The organism is Nostoc sp. DedQUE09 (assembly GCF_034530915.1).
GTDB lineage: Bacteria > Cyanobacteriota > Cyanobacteriia > Cyanobacteriales > Nostocaceae > Nostoc.
Genome location: NZ_JAVRCE010000036.1, coordinates 18,116 through 39,091, shown reverse-complemented (window position 1 = coordinate 39,091; position 20,976 = coordinate 18,116). Strand labels below are relative to the sequence as shown.

At 41.6% G+C, this 20,976-nt stretch carries 17 protein-coding genes, 1 tRNA gene and 1 CRISPR repeat array; of the genes, 12 read left to right on the top strand and 6 right to left on the bottom strand.

Annotated features, from left to right (window positions below):
• Positions 1–784: 784 nt before the first annotated feature.
• Complete coding sequence (locus tag RMY27_RS21570; protein WP_322666618.1) at positions 785–1,822, top strand: NAD(P)-dependent alcohol dehydrogenase; 1,038 nt, start codon at positions 785–787, stop codon at positions 1,820–1,822.
• Between the two features lie 71 nt (positions 1,823–1,893).
• Here RMY27_RS21570 and RMY27_RS21565 read toward each other — a convergent pair whose 3' ends face one another.
• Both RMY27_RS21565 and RMY27_RS21560 read right to left on the bottom strand, forming a co-directional pair.
• Positions 1,894–2,565, bottom strand: coding sequence for a glutathione S-transferase family protein (locus RMY27_RS21565; RefSeq protein WP_322666617.1), 672 nt, complete (start codon positions 2,563–2,565; stop codon positions 1,894–1,896).
• A gap of 194 nt (positions 2,566–2,759) precedes the next feature.
• A complete protein-coding gene (locus tag RMY27_RS21560; RefSeq protein WP_322666615.1) occupies positions 2,760–3,887 on the bottom strand; it encodes an aryl-sulfate sulfotransferase in 1,128 nt (375 codons plus the stop codon).
• A gap of 47 nt (positions 3,888–3,934) precedes the next feature.
• On the opposite strand from RMY27_RS21560, the gene RMY27_RS21555 reads away from it, so the two are divergent.
• Positions 3,935–4,078 (top strand): hypothetical protein, encoded by a 144-nt coding sequence (locus RMY27_RS21555; RefSeq protein WP_322666613.1) that lies wholly within the window; start codon positions 3,935–3,937, stop codon positions 4,076–4,078.
• Here the strand turns inward: RMY27_RS21555 and RMY27_RS21550 are convergent.
• Complete coding sequence (locus RMY27_RS21550; RefSeq protein ID WP_322666611.1) at positions 4,054–5,091, bottom strand: NADP(H)-dependent aldo-keto reductase; 1,038 nt, start codon at positions 5,089–5,091, stop codon at positions 4,054–4,056. The genes RMY27_RS21555 and RMY27_RS21550 overlap by 25 nt on opposite strands.
• Positions 5,092–6,039: 948 nt before the next feature.
• Between RMY27_RS21550 and RMY27_RS21545 the strand changes: the two genes are divergently transcribed.
• The 5 genes from RMY27_RS21545 (at position 6,040) to RMY27_RS21525 (ending at position 10,131) form a co-directional block, all read left to right on the top strand.
• Positions 6,040–6,777: a Crp/Fnr family transcriptional regulator gene (locus RMY27_RS21545; protein WP_322666609.1), complete on the top strand. Its 738-nt coding sequence runs from the start codon at positions 6,040–6,042 to the stop codon at positions 6,775–6,777.
• A gap of 189 nt (positions 6,778–6,966) precedes the next feature.
• Positions 6,967–7,713 (top strand): Crp/Fnr family transcriptional regulator, encoded by a 747-nt coding sequence (locus RMY27_RS21540; protein WP_322666607.1) that lies wholly within the window; start codon positions 6,967–6,969, stop codon positions 7,711–7,713.
• Between the two features lie 80 nt (positions 7,714–7,793).
• Complete coding sequence (locus RMY27_RS21535; protein ID WP_322666605.1) at positions 7,794–8,504, top strand: Crp/Fnr family transcriptional regulator; 711 nt, start codon at positions 7,794–7,796, stop codon at positions 8,502–8,504.
• 219 nt (positions 8,505–8,723) lie between these two features.
• Positions 8,724–9,134 carry a response regulator gene (locus RMY27_RS21530; RefSeq protein ID WP_322666603.1) on the top strand — a complete coding sequence of 137 codons (411 nt, stop codon included), beginning with the start codon at positions 8,724–8,726 and terminating at the stop codon, positions 9,132–9,134.
• Between the two features lie 406 nt (positions 9,135–9,540).
• Positions 9,541–10,131: a peptidoglycan-binding protein gene (locus tag RMY27_RS21525; RefSeq protein WP_322666601.1), complete on the top strand. Its 591-nt coding sequence runs from the start codon at positions 9,541–9,543 to the stop codon at positions 10,129–10,131.
• 121 nt (positions 10,132–10,252) lie between these two features.
• Here RMY27_RS21525 and wecB read toward each other — a convergent pair whose 3' ends face one another.
• Together wecB and RMY27_RS21515 are read right to left on the bottom strand one after the other, a co-directional pair.
• Positions 10,253–11,365, bottom strand: coding sequence for a non-hydrolyzing UDP-N-acetylglucosamine 2-epimerase (wecB, locus tag RMY27_RS21520; RefSeq protein WP_322666599.1), 1,113 nt, complete (start codon positions 11,363–11,365; stop codon positions 10,253–10,255).
• 477 nt (positions 11,366–11,842) lie between these two features.
• Positions 11,843–12,214 (bottom strand): hypothetical protein, encoded by a 372-nt coding sequence (locus RMY27_RS21515; RefSeq protein ID WP_094349008.1) that lies wholly within the window; start codon positions 12,212–12,214, stop codon positions 11,843–11,845.
• Between the two features lie 732 nt (positions 12,215–12,946).
• Here RMY27_RS21515 and RMY27_RS21510 point away from each other — a divergent pair.
• A complete protein-coding gene (locus RMY27_RS21510; protein WP_322666597.1) occupies positions 12,947–14,230 on the top strand; it encodes a type IV pilus twitching motility protein PilT in 1,284 nt (427 codons plus the stop codon).
• A gap of 221 nt (positions 14,231–14,451) precedes the next feature.
• Positions 14,452–15,219, top strand: a complete 768-nt coding sequence (locus RMY27_RS21505; protein WP_322666595.1) for a circadian clock KaiB family protein — start codon at positions 14,452–14,454, stop codon at positions 15,217–15,219.
• Between the two features lie 253 nt (positions 15,220–15,472).
• A CRISPR array of direct repeats spans positions 15,473–16,600; the repeat unit is 37 nt; unit sequence ATCGCAATCAACTAAAATCCCTATTAGGGATTGAAAC.
• 108 nt (positions 16,601–16,708) lie between these two features.
• Here RMY27_RS21505 and RMY27_RS21500 read toward each other — a convergent pair.
• A tRNA-Pro gene (locus RMY27_RS21500) sits at positions 16,709–16,782 on the bottom strand.
• 136 nt (positions 16,783–16,918) lie between these two features.
• Here RMY27_RS21500 and lipA point away from each other — a divergent pair.
• The 3 genes from lipA (at position 16,919) to sigC (ending at position 20,721) form a co-directional block, all read left to right on the top strand.
• On the top strand, positions 16,919–17,803 hold the full coding sequence (lipA, locus tag RMY27_RS21495) for a lipoyl synthase (protein WP_322666593.1): 885 nt from the start codon (positions 16,919–16,921) through the stop codon (positions 17,801–17,803).
• Positions 17,804–17,827: 24 nt separating this feature from the next.
• Positions 17,828–18,763, top strand: a complete 936-nt coding sequence (locus tag RMY27_RS21490) for an NAD(P)H-dependent glycerol-3-phosphate dehydrogenase (protein WP_322666677.1) — start codon at positions 17,828–17,830, stop codon at positions 18,761–18,763.
• 704 nt (positions 18,764–19,467) lie between these two features.
• Positions 19,468–20,721, top strand: a complete 1,254-nt coding sequence (gene sigC, locus RMY27_RS21485; RefSeq protein ID WP_289799195.1) for an RNA polymerase sigma factor SigC — start codon at positions 19,468–19,470, stop codon at positions 20,719–20,721.
• Positions 20,722–20,976: the final 255 nt, after the last annotated feature.

Here is a 20,976-nt window from a genome sequence, read left to right as displayed (position 1 = left end):
CCTTCTGACCCCCTCTAACTCCCCCTTGCCAAGGGGGAGAACTGGATATTTCCCCCCTTGCCAAGGGGAAGAACCGGATATTTCCCCCCTTGCCAAGGCAGGGCTGTTTCATTCGTTCAGATCGCGATTTTGTCAACAGTATCAGCCAAAAATTTGAGTAAGTTGGTAATCGAAAAATTACGGCTTCAACCGATAAATTTAAGTGCGATCGCCTGGTTTTTGTCTGAATTGGATTGTTAACAACCTGATTTTTTTGACTGATACGCTTGTAAATTAAGGACTTTTAGGGAATGAAACAGCCCTGCTTGCCAAGGGGGAGAACCGGATATTTCCCCCCTTTACAAGGCAGGGCTGATTCATTCCATTTCAAACAGGATTTGTCAAGATGGTTAGCAAGAAAATTGTAAGTAAGCGTGACGAAGAGATGAATATTTAAGCACTGAAATATCAGTAAAATAGTTGGTTTCATCGGCACGCTAGTAACAAAATAACTAATTTTTAATTGCTATAACCCTTGATTTTTAAAGCTCTTTGGGGAATGAAACAGCCCTGCTTTACAAGGGGGGATTAAGGGGGGTAAATCCAGGATTGGGGCTTCATTATCAAGATGTATGTACACTGTAGCCCGTATTGGAAGAAGGGGTTAGGGAATGAGGGCAACTTTACTAGTGAAATTAAATATGTGTTATGCAGAACCCTTGTAGAGACGTAGCACTTGCTATGTCTCTAAATTCTTTTTTGCCCTAGCTACAATACCAAAGTTGTAGCTAGAACAAAGACATCTATGAAAGCTTACGAAATTCAAAGCAATGCCGGGATTGATGCTTTGGCATTAGTCGATCGCCCCCAAGCAAAACCCGCACCTGGACAAGTTCTGATTCAAGTTAAAGCAACATCTTTAAATTATCGCGATCTGCTGGTTATTGAAGGAGCTTACGGTGCTGGACAGAAATATCCGTTAATTCCCATGTCTGACGGTGCGGGAGAAGTGGTGGCGGTGGGGGAAGGTGTGACACGGGTGAAAATAGGCGATCGCGTCGCTGGTATTTTCTTCCAAGACTGGATTTATGGCTCTTTAACCAAAGAGAAAATGAAATCCGATCTCGGAGGCGGTATTGATGGAATGCTAGCTGAGTATGTCGTATTACACCAAGATGGTTTAGTGATATTACCTGACCACTTATCCTATATTGAAGGTGCAACTTTACCTTGTGCAGCAGTCACAGCTTGGCACGGACTTGTAACAAAAGGCAATATTAGTGCAGGCGATAGTGTTTTATTACTCGGTACTGGAGGAGTTTCAATTTTTGCTCTCCAGTTTGCCAAGATACATGGTGCTAGAGCGATTATTACTTCTAGCAGTGATGAAAAGTTAGCACGAGCAAAACAGCTTGGTGCTGATGAGACAATCAACTACAAAACAACACCAGATTGGGAAAAGCAAGTTTATCAATTAACCAATCGCACAGGTGTAGATCATGTGGTTGAGGTAGGCGGTGCAGGTACTCTGCCAAAATCGTTACAAGCAGTCCGCATTGGGGGACGTATTAGTTTGATTGGCGTATTGTCAGGTAGAGGAAATCAAATTGACCCCATGCCAATACTTTTTAAGAGTTTAACAGTTCAGGGGATTTATGTTGGCAGTCGGGAAATGTTTGAGGCGATGAATCAGGCGCTGCAACAGCATCAAATCAAACCAATTATCGATCGAGTTTTCCCCTTCAATGAAGCACGAGAGGCTTATCATCACCTCAAAAGTGCGGCTCATTTCGGTAAAGTTGTAATTCGTAATACTTCGGCTACGCTCAGTACAAGTTCGTAATTTTAAAAAGTTTAATTTTATGTCTCAAGTGGGGTTTAAATTCCCACTTGAGACATAATTATTAATTATGTTTAAACAGCAGCGAGAGTAGGCGCAGCGAATTTAGCATATCGCTCGATGTAGAATTCTTTAGAGTGAGCGATCGCTTTCACAGATTCACGCTCTTTCAAAGCATGTTTCCACTGACGTACACGGGTAAATTGCTCTGGTATTCCAAAACCGCGATATTGCTTCAATGCAGCCCAGCGCTCAAACCAAGGAAAATAGGTAAAATCTACCAAACTGATGGATTCACCAAACCAGTAAGGGCCTTCTTTAGAAAGCTTTGCTAAACCTTCGTTTTCAATGAATTCCAGATGTTTATATAGTTCCTGTTTCGCTTCTTCTTGTTTTTCGGAATCTGAACTCCGCAGCAGGGTAGAAAAAGCAGGAACGAATCTGGTGTTAGCAAAATCGATCCAGATGCGAGCTTGTGCCCTATCAATGGGGTTGCTGGGTAACAATGGTGGATTGGGAAATACCTCATCAAGATATTCGTTAATTACCGCTGACTCCCAAACTCGGTTATCGTCATGAGTTATTGCAGGCACTTTACCATAGGGGGAAACTTTGTTAAATCCTTCAGGCTTATTCTGCAAATCAATCTCAATCAAATCGAAGTCAATGCCTTTCTCTTGGAGTACCAAGCGGGTACGGTGAGCATAAGGACAAACAACTGCACTGTATACTTTAATTTCAGCCATGTTTAAGTTCCTTGGTAAATAGGACTTGTTAATCGCCATTGAGAATTGAATTTTCATCCAAAATCCCAAATCTTAAATGGGCATTGGGCATGGGGAATAGGGGATGAGCCTTTAATAGTCGTGAATGAGTCTTTGAACTCCACTCCCCTGCTCCTCTGCCCCCCTGCCCCCTGCCTCCTGCCCCCTGCCTTCTCCTAAAGCCAGGGCACTTCTTCAGGTGCATAACGGAAGGCGCGGAAGACTGTATTTTGCTCTCCACGAGTTACCGGCGATTTTTCACCTGGGATATTCCGAGTTGCAAAATAGGGATTGATGTATTCCCAAACAATCTCTCCTGCAACTGTCACCTCGAATATCCGGCCGTAAGCACCTTCTGTAATCAAGGTATTGCCATTGGCCAAACGTTGCGCTCCTGATATATATGCACTGAAGAAATTTTGGGGCGGATTGTCGGTGTATTCCCAAACTATTTCTTTGGTTTGACGGTTCACCTCAATCACACGAGAAAAATTGAGAGCAATGTTACGGCGATGTGCGCCATTGTCGAAAATCAAGATATTACCGTTAGCTAGTTCGTTCGGGAAGTGCTGCTGTGCTAGCACGTCATCGCCCAGCGTCCAGATGATTTCTCCAGTTTTGCGATCAACAATGACAACTGTGGAGATATTACGAAAGCTCACTATAATGTTGCCATCAGCGAGTTCACCCACAGTATTCCCATGAGTCCATTCATGTCGATGATCCTGGGGTGTAATCGTAAATATATCTGGATCGAGGTGTTCGTGAGCGTGCCAAGTCCAAACGATTTCACCTGCTGGAGTCACCTCATAAAGCACATCAGCATAGATATCACCATTTGGTTCTGTACCTGGTACGCCACCTTTGATGCGGGGAACCAAAGACTGAGGTATCTTTTCAATGGCGAGTAGAATTGTGTTGCCATTAGCTAGTCTGCGTCCATCATGATGATGATCTGGATGCTTATATTCCCAGATAATATTTCCCTTGGGGTCTGCTTCTAAAACAACGCCACTTTTGAATGCAGCCCATAAAGCAAAACGTAGGGGTTCTTCTGGTGGAGTCTTACCATTATAAAAAAGGTTGCCATTGGGCAATAGATAACCGTATAACCCTGGTGGATAAGGTAGATTCCACTGGTGTACTACTTCTCCTTCCAAGTTCAGAAGGTAGACTTCACCTTGACCTGTCAAAGGTGTGAAAAGAGTGTATCCTTTAAATACTTTTTCAGGATTGTAAGCTCTTAAACCAGTACCCCGACGACGAATAGTATTCTGGTCAACTAATGTTGCTGTAAAAGTCATATCCTACCTGCTAAATATCTAGTTTTGCATCTAAGAACTGGGACAGAGTGTATCGAAGACCTTTACTTGTTTCTGAACAATTCACACTCACTACTCAGCACCCAGCACCCAGCACTCACTACTCAGCACCCAGCACTCAGCACTCACTACTCAGCACTCAGCACTCTTATGGTGCTGGATTTGGCGACTGAGCATGAACTATATCCAACTCTTCCAAAATGTCTTTATCGAGAACTACATTCACACTTTCTAAATTCTCTTTAAGTTGTTCCAATGTGGTAGCACCAATAATTGTGCTAGGCACAAACCAACGACTCCGCACAAATGCTAAGGCCAGATGCGCTGGACTTAGTTGATGGCGCTTGGCAATTTCTACATAAGCTGCTACTGCTTGACTGACTTTTGGTTTGAGATAGCGCTGACCAAAATTTTCAAACAAACTGACTCTTGCTTTCTCTGGTTTGCCGTTTAGATATTTGCCAGTCAAGAAGCCAAATGCTAAAGGACTATAAGCTAGTAAGCCAATTTCTTCGTGATAAACTGCTTCTGCTAAAGCTCCCTCAAATACTCGATTTAACAAGTTGTAAGCATTTTGAATCGAAACAACTTTGGGCAAGCCTAATTGTTTAGCAGTGTTACTAAATTGGGCAACTCCCCAAGGGGTTTCGTTACTCAAACCGATATAGCGAATTTTACCAGCTTTAATTACATCGTCAAAAACTGCTAGCTGTTCAGCAATGGGAACCGTTTCTCCCACCTGAGTCGGATCGAACACTGTTTGCCCAAACCTTGGCACGTAGCGATCTGGCCAGTGGATTTGATACAGATCAATATAGTCTGTCTGTAATCTTTTTAAACTATCATCTACAGCTTGTTTAATATTATCACGATCGATTGCTTTGGCTCCTCCACGTACCCATTTAAAGCCTCGACCAGGGCCAGCAATTTTAGTAGCTATAATAAGTTGATCTCTTTGTTGACGCTTTAACCATTCCCCAATATAAGTTTCAGTTAATCCATAAGTTTCAGGACTTGTTGGGACAGGGTACATCTCTGCTGCATCAATAAAATTGACTCCTTGGGTAATAGAATAATCTAGCTGCTCGTGGGCTTCTTCAATAGTATTTTGCTGTCCATAAGTCATAGTACCCAGGCAAATTTCAGAAACTTTTAAGTCACTCTTGCCAAGTTGGTTATACTTCATGTTTCCGCGTTGTTATTCGGTTGGTTTAACAGTGATATTTTTGTTGAAAGTTCTGCACCTTGTCAAGCATGTTATTGTTTTTAATTAACTTAGCTTTAAACACCAACAGGTTTGTACTAACTCAGTATAAATCTCTCAGCAAATTAATATTTTTTAATTACTAAAAATCGACGTGTAAACCGTATAATGCAAGCGCGATTGTTTATTATTTCATAGTTGAACCATATAAGTAAGCTAGTTGTAAGTAATAAAAATCTAAAGTTGGATAAGAAAATACTTGCTTTTATTGAGTATTTGTGAAATGCGGTGTTTTAGCCTCTATTATATATACTACGATAAATCAACTGATTTACAGTAGTATACCAGAGAATCCTTAGGTTTTTCTAGAATTAAGTTTTAATAAATGTTAATATTGAGCTACTAAGTCTTAAATAGCTCGTCTTCCTGGTAGTCAAATATACCCAATCTATCTGAGAGAGTTTACAACGCCTAGTAGCAATGACAAAAAGTTAGGCTGAGGATTTTTTACTGCGATCGCTTCCACCGATGCTCATATACACATCAATGTAATTGAGATAACAAAATAAGTTAAACTTTATGCTTAAAAGTCATAACCTTTGCTGAGATGATTATGATACTTTTGATGTATTAAAGTTAAAGTTATAAACTAGCATACTAATAGTTGTCAGGAGTCACACAACCAATAGCTAAAACCCTTTTTTTTTAGAAACCGCTAGTAAGTGGGTTGCTCAAAATCTGGTGTTTTTGCTATTAGAAACAACTAGTTGATTTATGTTATGCTGCATATGATATGTTTAGAAAAGTATCAATATTTATTAAAACTTTTTTAGAAAATACATCTTTTGACGTTAGGATTCAGATTATTGATTTTTCTCCTCATGCCGATAGTTGCTTTTTCTATAAATGGCTACATTTAGGAGAATCCTAATGTCATTAAACAAAAATGTTTTTGAGCAACCAGCAAATTATTTGCTGGCAGCTTTACCACCCAGTGATTATGAGCGTCTTGTTTCCCATCTAAAGCTAGTTAAGCTTTCAAATCGGCAAATACTTTACGAACCAGGCGAACTAATCACACAGGTATATTTTCCCAATAAAGCAGTGGTTTCTATAATTACCACTATGGAAGATGGCTCGACTGTAGAAGCCGGTTTAGTCAGCAATGAAGGCATGGTGGGTATCCCAGTAGTTTTAGGAGATAACATCACAACCACAACAGCATCTGTGCAGATTCCAGACAGTGCTATGCAGATGGATGCCGATATACTCAGAAGCGAGTTCAATCGGGGTACAGCCCTTCAAAGCTTGCTGCTGCGCTACGTGCAAAGTATGTATACTCAAATAGCACAAGGATCTGCCTGCAACCGTCTTCATAGCTTAGAGAAGCGGCTGGCTCGCTGGCTGCTAACAGTTTCTGATCGTCTGGAATCAGAAGAATTTCCACTCACCCAAGAATTTATCTCACAGATGCTGGGTGTACGTCGTAGCGGTGTCACCGAAGCAGCTAACATCCTGAGCGAAGCCGGAATCATCATTTACTACCGTGGTCAGATTAAGATCCTGAATCGAGAGGCTTTAGAAAAAACCTCTTGCGAATGTTATCAGATTATAGAAGATGAATATGTCCGTTTATTGGGCAATAAGCCCAATAAACGGCCAAAATAATTTTTTTGGATCTGCTATGTACGAAACCGTACAGACTCTAGCAAGTGTGTTTATTTAATATTGTTGATATTGTCCCCGTGTTTCTTTAGCGAATACACCTTTCGACATTAGGATCAGAACGTTAAATCCTTTCCTTGTGCCCTTAGTTGGCTTTTCTAAAGTCACCTACTTTAAGGAGAGTGACTTTTAATGTTATTAGATAAAAGCCTTTTTCAGCAACCATTAAATAAGCTGCTGGCAAGTTTGCCAGCCAGTGATTATGAACGTCTTGTCCCCCATTTAAAGCTAGTTCCGCTCCCAGTTGGGCAAATCCTTTACGAAGCAGCCGAACCGATCACACAGGTCTATTTTCCTGATAAGGCAGTGGTTTCTATTGTCACCACTATGGAAGATGGCTCAACGGCGGAAGTTGGGATAGTAAGCAATGAAGGTATGGTGGGTATCCCGGTAATTTTAGGAGACAACACCACAACCACAACAGGCTTTGTGCAAATTTCGGGCGCGGCTATGCAAATCAATGCAGATGTACTTAAAGCCGAGTTCAATCGGGGCGGAGCTATTCAAAGCGTGCTGCTGCGCTATGTACAAGCTGTATACTCTGAACTGGCGCAAGGAGCAGCCTGTAACCGTCTCCATACACTGGAAGAACGGCTGGCTCGCTGGCTACTGACAGTTTCTGACCGTTTGGAATCAGAAGATTTTCCACTCACGCAAGAATTTATCTCTCAGATGCTAGGTGTACGTCGTTCCGGCGTGACAGTAGCGGCTAGCACCCTCAGCCGAGCCGGAATGATCAGCTACCAACGTGGTCATATTAGCATCCTGAACCGAGAGGATTTGGAAGCAACTTCTTGTGAGTGTTATCAAGTCATCCAAAAGGAAATTGCTCGGTTACTGGGCAAAAAGCCCAGTAACCGAGCCAGAAAATTTTTTTGAGTTAGGTGTACGAAACCGAACAGACTCGCAAAAGTAACTTAAATTAGAATATTATGATCAAATTTCTCATTTAATATTCAGTGAGCGACAACCCTCTTAAGCCGCAAGTAAATAAGTTACTCGCGGCTTTGCCAACTAGTGATTATGAGCGCCTTATTCCGCACCTGAAGTTAGTTCCGCTTCCCACTCGGCAAGTCCTTTACGAACCAGGAGAACCCATCACACACGTCTATTTTCCCCAACACGCGGTGATTTCTATAGTCACTAGTATGAAAGATGGATCGACAGTGGAAGTTGGGATAGTGAGTAATGAAGGCATGGTGGGTATCCCAGTAATTTTAGGAGGCAAGACAACAACCACAAAAGCGTTTGTCCAAGTTGCGGGTGCTGGAATGCGGATGGATGCAGATGTCTTTAGAGCCGAGTTCAATCGGGGCGGAGCTATTCGAAACCTGCTGCTGCGCTATCTACGAGCTATATATACCGAACTTACACAATCATGTGCTTGTAACCGTCTTCATTCACTAGAAGAACGGCTGGCTCGTTGGCTTCTGACAGTGTCTGACCGTTTGGAATCAGAAGAATTTCCATTGACCCAGGAATTTATTGCCCAGATGCTGGGTGTACGGCGCTCCGGTGTGACAGTAGCGGCTAGCAGTCTCAGCCGAGCCGGAATGATTCGCTATCAACGTGGTCAAATTAACATCCTGAATCGGGAAGATTTAGAAGCAACTTCCTGTGAGTGTTATCGAGTCATCCAAAAAGAATATGCTCGGTTGCTGGGGAATTAGCCAAGGCACGTAGGCGTAACCCGCACTTCGGCTACGCTCAGTGACCGTCGTAGACATCGCCAATAAACAATATTAAGTTACTATGTGTGAAACCGGACAGACGCTTGCTAATCACTTCCTTTAAGATTTAGTAAAGTATGCATCATATAGCGTTAACAAACGCCTGCCTTTTGATGTAATTACTACATCAAATCTTTAAGCTACGGAGCGGTGAGAATAATGCCTGATCAATCAATGTCTTTCCAAAGTCTGCGATTACTGGTTGTTGATGACGACGCCGATACGAGAATATTACTTACTTTTCTGTTTGAATTAGAGGGAGCAGAGGTGATTGCAGCTGCTTCAGCAAACGAGGCTCTAAAAATAATGTCATCTTTTAAACCAGACATCCTAATTAGTGACATTTGCTTACCTGATGAAGATGGCTACTCACTGCTCTTAAAAGTCAAAAATTTGGAAGCAAATCGAGGTAGAAAAATTCCAGCGATCGCTCTGACTGCATCTATTTTGGAGAACGATCGTAAACGTGCATTATTAGCAGGTTATGATATATACCAATGTAAGCCGATAGACTTAGACGAGTTAACTTCTATGGTTGCTACTTTAACTGGAACCGAACAATACGTTTGACATATTTAGATGCAATAAGGGACAAGCCATTAAGCAAGAAAGCTTTAACTAAATTTTATTTATTTTAAAAATGCGATGTCAACGACGGGTTAGCTCGTTGTTGACATCGCATTTTTATCAGGAATATTTGGACTCAATACGTTTCGGTTAAAGGGTAAAGGGGAAAGGGGAAAGGTTTTGAATACATCCTTTCCCCTTTACCCCTTACCCTTTCCCCAGATCATAAGGAAAGTGAAAAATGCTTATCCGAACCGTATTGTATTTGGACTAATTTTATTTTTTCTTAATTTAGCTATTAATAAAAAACTTTGAAAGTACAGTGATATAAAATATACTAAGAATAAATACAGAGAACGACCAAGTAATTCTCTGCGAGTACTCATTTTTTCATATCAAGGAGTGCATTATGGAATATCTTGCTTATTCTCAGATGTTTATTGCTCAAGAAGAGGCATCTGGAAACACTAAGTATCATCTTCCTCAACCTCAATTCAATTGGAAAAAACTGCTTAAATCTTCGGCTTGGTTAGCTTTAGCTGGTGTTGGTGTATTATTTGCTGCTGTAACCCAAATTCAAGTGAGTTCGGCTGCCTATGTAAAGACTAACGGCAGTTGTTTACGTGTCCGTACCGGTCCAAGCAGCAACTACTCGTATGTGGACTGTGTACCAAATGGCGCAACACTTCCAGCCATTGAACGATATGAAAACGGTTTTGCCAGACTTTCTACAGGTAGATACGTTTTTGCCCGATGGATTGGTGATAGACCTAACAATCGTCCTGTGACTAGACCCGGTGGTGTTGGCGGTTCGGTGATTCTTACCCCTGGTTCAAAAGGTCAGCTCGTCAGAGACCTGCAAACAGCTTTAGGTAATCTTAGAGTTGATGGAATTTACGGTCAAGAAACTGTTAGCCGAGTCCGAAGCTTTCAGCAAAGTAAAGGTCTACTTGTAGATGGTGTTGTCGGCCCCGAAACTCGAGCAGCTCTGGGTATTTAACCAGAAGCCACCCTTAAAAAATCTCGTGATTTGGTAAATATTGTCAAACTAGTTTTGAGGGTTTGTAGTAAGCACTTTAGTGCTTGATAAATAAGGACTAAAGTCCTTACTACGAACTTTTTTACCCATAAATGTAATTTTGGACAATCTGCAAAATGCGCTCTGCTGCATGACCATCCCCAAAGGGATTGATTGCGTTTGCCATCGCTTCATAAGCATCTGAGTCACTGAGTAACTCAGCAGCAGCTGCAAAAATGTTCTCAGTTGTAGTGCCGACAAGTTTGGCTGTACCAGCTACAACAGCCTCTGGTCTTTCGGTAGTATCTCTCAAAACTAGTACTGGTTTTCCCAAGCTGGGGGCTTCTTCTTGCAAGCCACCAGAGTCAGTGAGCAAAAGATGCGATCGCCCAATTGCTGCTACCAATTCCCCATAATCTAGAGGATCTGTCAAGAAAATTCGGGGATGATTCCCTAAAAGTTTCTGCAACGGGACTCGCACTGTCGGATTGCGGTGCAATGGTAAGAGCAAAGCTGTATCAGGAAACTTGTCTAAAATTTGTAAAAAGCCCTGAGCGATCGCTAACAGAGGTTCTCCCCAATTCTCCCGACGATGCACTGTTGCTAACAAAACCCGATATGAATCCCAGTCTAGGCCTGGGACATCGCAAACTACTTGGGTTGCAGCGACATTTAACAATGCATCAATTACCGTGTTACCCGTCATGTGAATTTCACCCAAAACACCAGAACGATGCAAGTTTTCCACAGCCCAAGGAGTCGGCGCAAAGTGCAACTGAGTAATTTGAGAAATCAACCGCCGATTAGCTTCTTCTGGGTAAGGATTGAAGATATCATCAGTTCTTAACCCTGCTTCTACATGACCAACAGGGATTTTTTGATAAAAAGCTGCCAAAGCTGCGGCGAAAGCAGTGGTAGTGTCTCCCTGCACGATTACAAAATCTGGCTTTTCCGCCTTAAACAATGCTTCTAACCCTTGTAAACTACGGCAAGTAATATCATTTAGAGATTGTTGAACCTGCATAATTTCCAAGTTATAATCTGCCTTGATATTAAACAGTTGCATAACTTGCTCAACCATCTCCCGATGTTGTCCAGTTAGAATTACTTGCAACTGAAATTTTGAAGACTTCTGGAAAATCTGAATCACTGGAGCGAGTTTAATCGCTTCCGGGCGAGTACCTAAGATAATGCAAACGCGTTTTTGATTAGTCATTAGTCATCTGTAATTTGCCATGTATAGTTAATCGTCTATAGTCAATGCTCTATGGTCAATAGTCGGCAGTTAATCCTTACATAATCCATAAATATTAATAGATAAATCACACAAGATATAAAAAAACCCGCTTAACCGGGCAAATGTATTGTTTATCTAAAAGGATGTTTGAAAAGTGGTATGTTGTGATTTTAATCGAATTATTACCCCCCTTAATCCCTCCTTATAAAGGGGGAAACAAGAAAATCCGGTTCCCTCACGCCACATGCTTCAAGTCGGCGAAGCCGCCCAACGCAGTGGCTCCCCTTTATAAGGGGAGGGTTAGGGTGGGGTAAAAATATTTGATACATCAATCATGATTTTTCAAATATCCTCTAATTAACTGTAATGACTATTTAAAAGTTCAAATTATAAAAACCATGAAAAAACCCGGCTTAACCGGGCAGACGCACTGTTTGTCTTATTAACCTGTAATAACTATTTAATTTCACAAGTTAGAGGGCAAGCAGCGTAAACAGTAGCCTGCATTTGGTCTGCCTCTCCATGCAGCCAGCTTAACCATTTAACTTCACTAGGATGAACTCCCTTAACAGTTAGCACACCCGCAGCCAATACAACTGCCATGACATTAAACATTATTAGAGCGCCTGCTACAAGCAAAACTGCACTAACAGGCATCACAGATTGCAAGATAATCGACAACAGACATCCGACCGTAGCCATTAAGACAACTAGTGGAAAACCCACAACCAACAAACATACTGCTAATGTAAAAGTCCATATTAAAAAGCTTTTAATCATCAACAAGGAGTAGGTCTTTCCTTGATTAGAGCTTTGAGCAGAAACCATGACTTTTCCTCCCAAAAATACACAACAAATTTTAATTTCAGTAATTTCTCGCTTTTCACGAGCAAACTGAATTGTTTCAGTGAAATCCAGTATATAAAAACTAATTGGAAAAATGAGCATTTGTTTACTAAAGTTCACAGTTAGTTTTTTGTAATTATGGATATAAAGTCAAGTTTATATCTATTAAAAAAACTTGTTTACTGCATCTACCTTCAGGTATAGAACCTAAAAGGTATCACCTTTCAACCTCGATCCCCAGCATCTTGCTCCTACTCAACTTAACATTTCTTATAAAAATTAGTAGTCTTTCTCATAATTCTTAGACGGGCTGAATAAATGAACTGCCCAGTATTTGTACTGTTAATTGCTGGCAATTCATGCCCAGACCTGAGATAAATTTCTCATCTAAGTCATGAGAATATTTACTTTAAAATCAAAGCATTAAAAAATACTTTTTAATCAGTGTGTATTTACTGAGGTCTTTTAAGTCCTTACGTGTGTTAAACCAGTTTAGATAGGTTAAATAATCTATCTAAATATTCTGAGTAATGAAATTTTAGGGAATAAAAGATACCAATTGAGGTGGATGAAATAGATTGACCGTGGTTCTAGAGTTTCAATCGCCTTCTATCACTGCTAAGGCTTGTAGACAAGCATTCTCCAAAAGTCATCAAAGCAAGTGACTTTACTTCTCGTTAATTCAACTTTATTAACTGCCAAATGTGAAGATATATGACAGAATCACAGTCTCCCTTAAATTCTAACTCTGCTGCCGCACGTAATTTGCCACCAATGCCGCCACCACCACCGCCAACGCCAACCTTTAGTACGCAGCGGCAGATGACACAAACACTCGATATGTCAATGGATAGGGGCACTAATCCGCCTGTTTCAGGTCATCGTCCGGGTAGTCCACCGCCAATACCTAACTCAGTTCGCCCTCAAAACAGCACTCCAGAACTCACTTTGGAGAAGTTAATCAGAGAAGCTTACGATCAAGGATATTCTGACTTGCACTTGGGTGTAGGTGAACCACCCCGCTTCCGCAGCCGAGGAGAAATTCAATCAGGAGATTATCCAGAAACAGATAAAGAAACTTTTATGAGTTGGTTGCGGGAGGTGATGAGTGAGGGAGAAATTCAGCGCTTTGAAGAATCCTTAGAATTTGACGGAGCAACTCAATACGAATTTGCTCGCGTGCGGATAAATGTTTTTGGCTCCCTCAAAGGGCCTGCAATGGTGTTGCGGTTGATTCCGCTAAAAATCTTAACTATGGAACAGTTGAGATTACCTCCAGTTTTTCGGGATATATGTCATCACCATAAAGGTTTAATTCTAGTGACAGGGCCCACTGGTTCTGGTAAGTCCACCACAATGGCAGCGATGATTGACTACATCAATAAGGAGATGGCCAAGCATATCATCACCATTGAAGACCCGATAGAATTTGTCCATCAAAGCCGCAAGTCTTTAGTCAAACAGCGGGAAGTGGGAATGCATACCCGGAAATTTGACAACGCTTTGAAAGCAGCTTTGCGGGAAGACCCAGATTTGATTCTGGTAGGGGAAATGCGGGACAAGGAAACAGTTAACACCGCCCTAAAAGCCGCTCAGACAGGTCACTTAGTCATGGGAACCCTGCACACCAATAGTGCGGTTAAAACCATTGAGCGGATTCTCAACCTCTATTCTGGTGATGAGCAGGATGCAATGCGGGTGGCAATTTCTGAGTCTTTAGTGGCAGTAATTGCTCAAGGTTTGTGTCGCACAACTGACGGTAAGCGGGCTGCTTTCCACGATGTGCTGATCAATACTGAGGCGATTAAAGAATGGATCAAAGATGGTAAGTATGATGAAATTGGCGAACTGATGAAACAAGCCGGCTTTGACGGCATGATTACTATGAATCAGTCATTACTCAATCTCTATCAAGACGGACGAATCACCGAAGAAACTGCTTTGGAAATGTCACCAACTCCTAACGAAATGGCGCAGTTTCTCCGAGGTCGAGTTTAGGATTAGGCATTGGGCATGGAGAAGAGACAAGGTAGACAAGGAAGAGGGGGGAGACAAGAGAGACTTGTTCCCCTTGTCTCCTCTGCTCCCCTGCTCCTCTGCTCCCCCCGTTCCCTCATCTCCCAGTACCCAAATCCCAAATATCTTTGCAATCCTGGTTGAGGTTATAGCTAAGGTAAAAGGTAAAAGAGAGAATTTTTACTTTTAGTTCCCTAACCTCTGTGAATAACTTGACGACAAATAAACTATTTACACCCCAGCTATTTAAAGGCATTGCGCTATTTACACCTGGAGGAGATTTAATTTACTGCATCGACCCTAGCAAGCAAGGTCGATGGCATTTGCATTTGTGCTCGGCTTTGCAAGAAATCCTAGATTTACCAGAGCCACCACACTTTCTAGTGCCTTGTTATACTGCAACTATTGACAATTGGTTAGATCCGCGCACTCAACAAGTGCGAACTTTTGCTGAAGCTTATCCGGCTGTAATTAGACACCAAACTTTGCTTAATGCTGTTTTTGGCACAGGGGAATTAGTATGGCAAGCAGCTCCTTGGCAAGAGGGATTGTGCGATCGCATGGTATTAACAACCTATCGTTCGTCATTTGGGCAGCTTTGGGAGGATCACGATTTAATTGTCCGTCTAGACCTTTCTGAACCTGTACCAAAATATCACCAACCAGTAATAGTACAAAAAAAAGAAGCCATCACACAAGGCTATGTTCTCCGCTTATTTGTTGCCGGACATAGCAGTTCTACTGAACGCATTCTGCAAAATTTACACGAATTGTTAGAGCGATCGCTCGGACATCCTTATACTCTGAAAGTAATTGATGTTTTAAGTCATCCAGAACAAGCAGAACTAAATCAGGTTTCTGCAACTCCTACCCTTGTCAAGGTTTGGCCTCATCCAATTCGGCGCATCGTTGGAGAGTTGGATCATGTAGAAAAGATTTTACAGATGTTAGCTGCTAAGGAAAACTTTTAAGTAATTAGACTAGTTTTTTTGCTAAATGCGCGAATGGGTAGGTATTGGTAAAGGGGTTAGGACAAAAATGGCTAGATTGCCGTATCTGCAAAACTTTGAAAGTTGTAGCATCTTAAAACCATCCGCGCACCTTATATAAACTGACTTTTACCTATTTATGGTTAGCACAATTCCGAGTCCTTATGTTATGATTTTCGCATTCGCGCTATTGAACCTTGAAAACCAAATCAGACAGGGCTTTCAGACGCCTGCGATCGCAATCAACTAAAATCCCTATTAGGGATTGAAACAGCATAGAAGTATCAACATCTAATGAGGGAGAATAATCGCAATCAACTAAAATCCCTATTAGGGATTGAAACTCAACAATTACAGGATTCTTTGGAGGCGATTAATAATCGCAATCAACTAAAATCCCTATTAGGGATTGAAACTGCTAAATCTTTCAGTAACTTAGAAGCTAGTTTCCACTGGATCGCAATCAACTAAAATCCCTATTAGGGATTGAAACGAATCTTTTTATGGGGCATACGACGAGATAGTAATATCGCAATCAACTAAAATCCCTATTAGGGATTGAAACTTATTTGAGCCATTTTTATTAATACTATCAACCGCAAAAATCGCAATCAACTAAAATCCCTATTAGGGATTGAAACCCCGATAAAATAATCTGCTCACTCATAGCATATATATCGCAATCAACTAAAATCCCTATTAGGGATTGAAACCAAAGAGCATTGTATTTATTACTTTGATATGGAGATCGCAATCAACTAAAATCCCTATTAGGGATTGAAACATGAACCTTGCGAAGACGATTCTTCATAGCATTAAGAATCGCAATCAACTAAAATCCCTATTAGGGATTGAAACTAATTGCCGTGTTCCATCGAGGTGTGCCCCAATTATCGCAATCAACTAAAATCCCTATTAGGGATTGAAACATTCTGATTTACTTGCTAGAATGTCTAAAGAGATCGCAATCAACTAAAATCCCTATTAGGGATTGAAACATTAGTAAATTCAACAAATATCGAACCATCAAGCAATCGCAATCAACTAAAATCCTTATTAGGGATTGAAACTTCATGATGTCGGTCAAACTACAGTTTCTAGTTTATCGCAATCAACTAAAATCCCTATTAGGGATTGAAACTGAGATTCAGCCCATTCTTGGAATTCCAACTCAGATCGCAATCAACTAAAATCCCTATTAGGGATTGAAACTGTTGTAGCCTGCTTGAGTCATTGCCCAGTCTATCATCGCAATCAACTAAAATCCCTATTAGGGATTGAAACACTACTGGAAGTTAGAGGGGAAACTTATGTGATTGAGCAAGTATCGCAATCAACTAAAATCCCTATTAGGGATTGAAACCTTTAAGTACACGACTTCGGGCAGTACTGCTTAAACTCAAAGAAAGTCAGCTATATTTAAGTTCATAGGAGAACATTTGACAAATAATTTGTCGCTCTACAACATAAATCGGGATGACTGGATTCGAACCAGCGGCCCCTTCGTCCCGAACGAAGTGCGCTACCAAGCTGCGCCACATCCCGCCATAAAAATGGCATTGTAAATCAAGAATATCATAATCTGTGCCAAATAGCAGAATTACATCTATATACGATCGCTTCACTAAAGGCTTTGCTTGCTAGGATTAAATTTGTATAACTCTAGTGGTAAAAGCGGATTGTGACTGTAAAACCAGACTGGTTGCGGGTGAAAGCACCTCAGCGTGAACGCATCGGTAACGTTAAAGAAATTTTGCGGGATTTAGCCCTCAATACAGTTTGCGAGGAAGCGTCCTGTCCGAATATTGGTGAATGCTTCAACGTTGGGACTGCCACGTTTTTGATTATGGGCCCCGCTTGTACACGCGCTTGTCCCTATTGCGATATTGATTTTGAGAAAAAACCCAAACCACTAGACCCCACAGAACCTACACGACTGGCGGAAGCTGTTCGCCGCCTGAACCTTAATCATGTAGTAATCACTTCTGTAAATCGAGATGACTTGCTTGATGGTGGTGCATCTCAGTTTATGGCGTGTATTGATGCAGTTAACTCTGTTTCACCCAACACCACAATTGAGGTGCTAATTCCTGACTTATGCGGTAATTGGAATGCTCTAGAGTTAATTCTAGAGGCTGCACCAGAAGTATTAAACCACAATACCGAAACTGTTCCACGCCTATATCGCCGGGTGCGTCCCCAAGGAAACTACGATCGCACATTAGAATTATTGCAACGCACTCGTCAACTTTCTCCTAGCACATACACCAAATCTGGCATCATGGTTGGACTCGGTGAAACTGACGCAGAAATTCGCCAAGTTATGCAAGACTTGCGAACTGTCGATTGCGACATTTTGACCATTGGGCAATATCTCCAACCCAGTCAAAAACACTTGCAGGTAAAGGAATTTGTCAATCCAGAACAATTTGCTGACTGGAAGGCATTCGGTGAAGAAATCGGATTTTTACAAGTTGTTTCTTCACCATTGACAAGAAGCTCATATCATGCAGAACAAGTTAAGGAATTGATGGAACGTTACCCACGCTCAAAAGTTAGGAGTTAGAAATTAGGAGTTATGAGTGAGCAGATGTACTCCAACACAAAACTTTCCGTTGCAATTCTGGGTGCAGGTGCTTGGGGTGCATCTCTAGCAAATCTCGCCACAGCGAATGCTCATCAGGTGCGTGTGTGGTCGCGTCAAGGTTCCCAAAGTCTTCAAGTAGTTTTAAAAGATGTCCAAATAGTCCTGTCTGCTATCTCGATGATTGGTGTGAGAGATGTTGCTTCCCAAGTCCAGTCTTTCCCCCTTTCTCCAGAGACAATTTTTGTGACGGCAACGAAAGGCTTAGATCCTCAAACTACCTGCACGCCGTCACAAATTTGGCAGACAACATTCCCTAACCATCCAGTAGTTGTTTTGTCTGGGCCTAATTTATCAAAAGAAATTCAAATGGAATTACCAGCAGCCAGCGTGGTAGCCAGTAATATTCCCACGGCTGCGGAAGTAGTGCAGTTAGTATTTTCTTCTCATCGTTTCCGGGTATATACGAATCCCGATCCCTTGGGCGTGGAACTGGGGGGAACACTGAAAAATGTGATTGCGATCGCAGCTGGTGTGTGCGATGGTTTACAGCTGGGAACCAATGCCAAAGCTGCTTTAGTTACCCGTGGACTTACAGAAATGGTTCGCATCGGCAACAACTGGGGTGCAAAGACGGAAACATTTTATGGTTTATCGGGTCTAGGAGATTTGTTAGCAACGTGCAATAGTCCCTTAAGTCGCAATTACCAAGTCGGCTATCAGCTAGCTGGCGGTAAGTCACTTACAGAAACTCTCGCAAATTTACAAGGAACTGCTGAAGGAGTGAATACTTGCCGAGTTTTGATGCAACGAGCCAAGCAACAAAACATTGCAGTCCCAATTACCGAACAAGTTTATCGGTTACTTCAAGGCGAAATCACACCCGGACAAGCACTTGATGAACTGATGTTGCGAGATATCAAGCCAGAGTACAACTACTAGTTAGTAGTTGATCAAGTCAACTATGCTGCGTAAATAAGTTTGTAGTAAGGACTAAAGTCCTTATATTAAGCACTGAAGTGCTTACTACATACTAGGCTTTCCTTAGCTTGATGGGCTACTAGTTAGTAGTCTGTCAAGTTGAAATTGGCACGTTAAGACTGACATACAAGACGACGCAGGAATACGGAGAAAGTATTTGATAATTTATCCGCATCTTCTATCTCCGTGTCGAGAGAATTTTTGCTGCTAATGCTAATCACTTCCCCAATATCTATTAGTTCTACTTATACCTGAATAATCCTGAGAAAAAATTGCTAAATCGTCAGGATATTACTTTTGCAGCCATGTAAATGTGACTATGCCAATTATAAAGATGACATTCACTGAAGGATGTTTATACTGTGTTACAAAAGTTACTATCAAAAAACCATCAAGGTTGAAATATTAACTAAGTAGTTGAAATATTGCAAACCTAGCTGTGGATTTAAATAGCTATTGGTTTAATCAAAAGTTTAGCAGCCGATTAAGTTCAGTAATCCTGTATCCAATAAAACCCTTACAGTTAATTTCTAAAAAAATTGTAAGGGAACGTTCAACCATGTTAGTTCATCGTTAATCGCGGGAACAATAGCAACAGTTGAATAGCTGACCGTAATCTAAGCTGACCGAAATCTATTGTTACCTGGAGCCATTGAGACGATCTTATGCCAGCAACATCTTTTTATGCAGACGCCCCCTACAACACCAAAAAGTCTAGCCAGGCTTTGGACTCGGATCTCACGGTTGATGACAGTGAGTTATCGGTAGATGATTTACAGGAGCTAGAGCTAGCTTCTGTTGACAATGCTAACTTTGCTGCTGCTAGTACCAACCGTCGGAGTACAGACCTAGTACGTCTATATCTTCAAGAAATTGGTCGGGTTCGCTTGTTGGGGCGCGATGAAGAGGTTTCAGAAGCTCAAAAAGTCCAACGCTACTTGCGGATGCGGATAGTACTTGCTAAGGCCGCCAAGGAAGGGGATGAAGTGATTACGCCCTATCTAAGGTTAGTTGAAGTTCAAGAACGTCTTACTTCGGAACTGGGACATCGGCCGTCTTTGGAAAGATGGGCTGCTACTGCTGATATAGTTTTATCCGATCTTAGGCCGACTTTGGCAAATGGCAAACGTCGCTGGGCTGAAATCGCCAAGTTGACTGTAGAAGAGTTGGAGCAAGTTCAGTCCCAAGGACTCCAAGCAAAAGAACACATGATTAAGGCGAATCTTCGCTTAGTTGTGTCTGTTGCTAAGAAGTATCAAAATCGTGGTTTGGAATTATTGGATTTAGTCCAAGAAGGTACATTAGGTTTGGAGCGGGCTGTAGAAAAATTTGATCCAACTAAGGGTTATCGCTTCAGTACCTATGCTTACTGGTGGATTCGTCAGGGTATTACACGGGCGATCGCTACTTCTAGTCGCACGATTCGCCTACCGGTTCACATCACCGAAAAGTTAAACAAAATCAAAAAGGCTCAACGCAAAATTGCTCAAGAAAAAGGTCGCACCCCAACTCTAGAAGATTTAGCAACAGAGTTAGAGATGACACCAACTCAAGTGCGAGAAGTTTTGTTGCGGGTTCCTCGCTCCGTTTCTTTGGAAACCAAGGTAGGAAAAGATAAAGACACTGAGTTAGGCGAATTACTCGAAACTGACAGTGTAACTCCAGAAGAGATGTTAATGCGAGAATCTTTACAAAGAGATTTGCATCATCTGCTGTCAGATTTGACTAGCCGGGAGCGCGATGTAATTCTGATGCGGTTTGGTTTGGCAGATGGTCATCCTTATTCTTTAGCAGAAATTGGTCGCGCTCTTGACTTATCGCGCGAACGAGTCCGCCAAATTGAATCTAAGGCTTTGCAAAAGCTACGTCAACCCAAGCGCCGCAACCTCATCCGCGACTATTTGGAGTCTCTAAGTTAGTCATTTGTCACTTGTACTGAGCGTTCGCGTAGCGTCTCGTAGAGAAGCCGAAGTATTAGTCATTTGTCATTAGAAAACTACACTTGACAAATGACTAGGAACAAAAGAGTGATTTTATTCACAGGTCAAAAGCCTCTTATCGGCTTACAGCAAATAATTAGCATTAAGCTGTATAAAAGTTTTCCCCAATCTTTGCTCAGATATCTTGAAGGTGGGGAGCAACTAAGAATTCAAATTTAACTTATGCAAAATCCA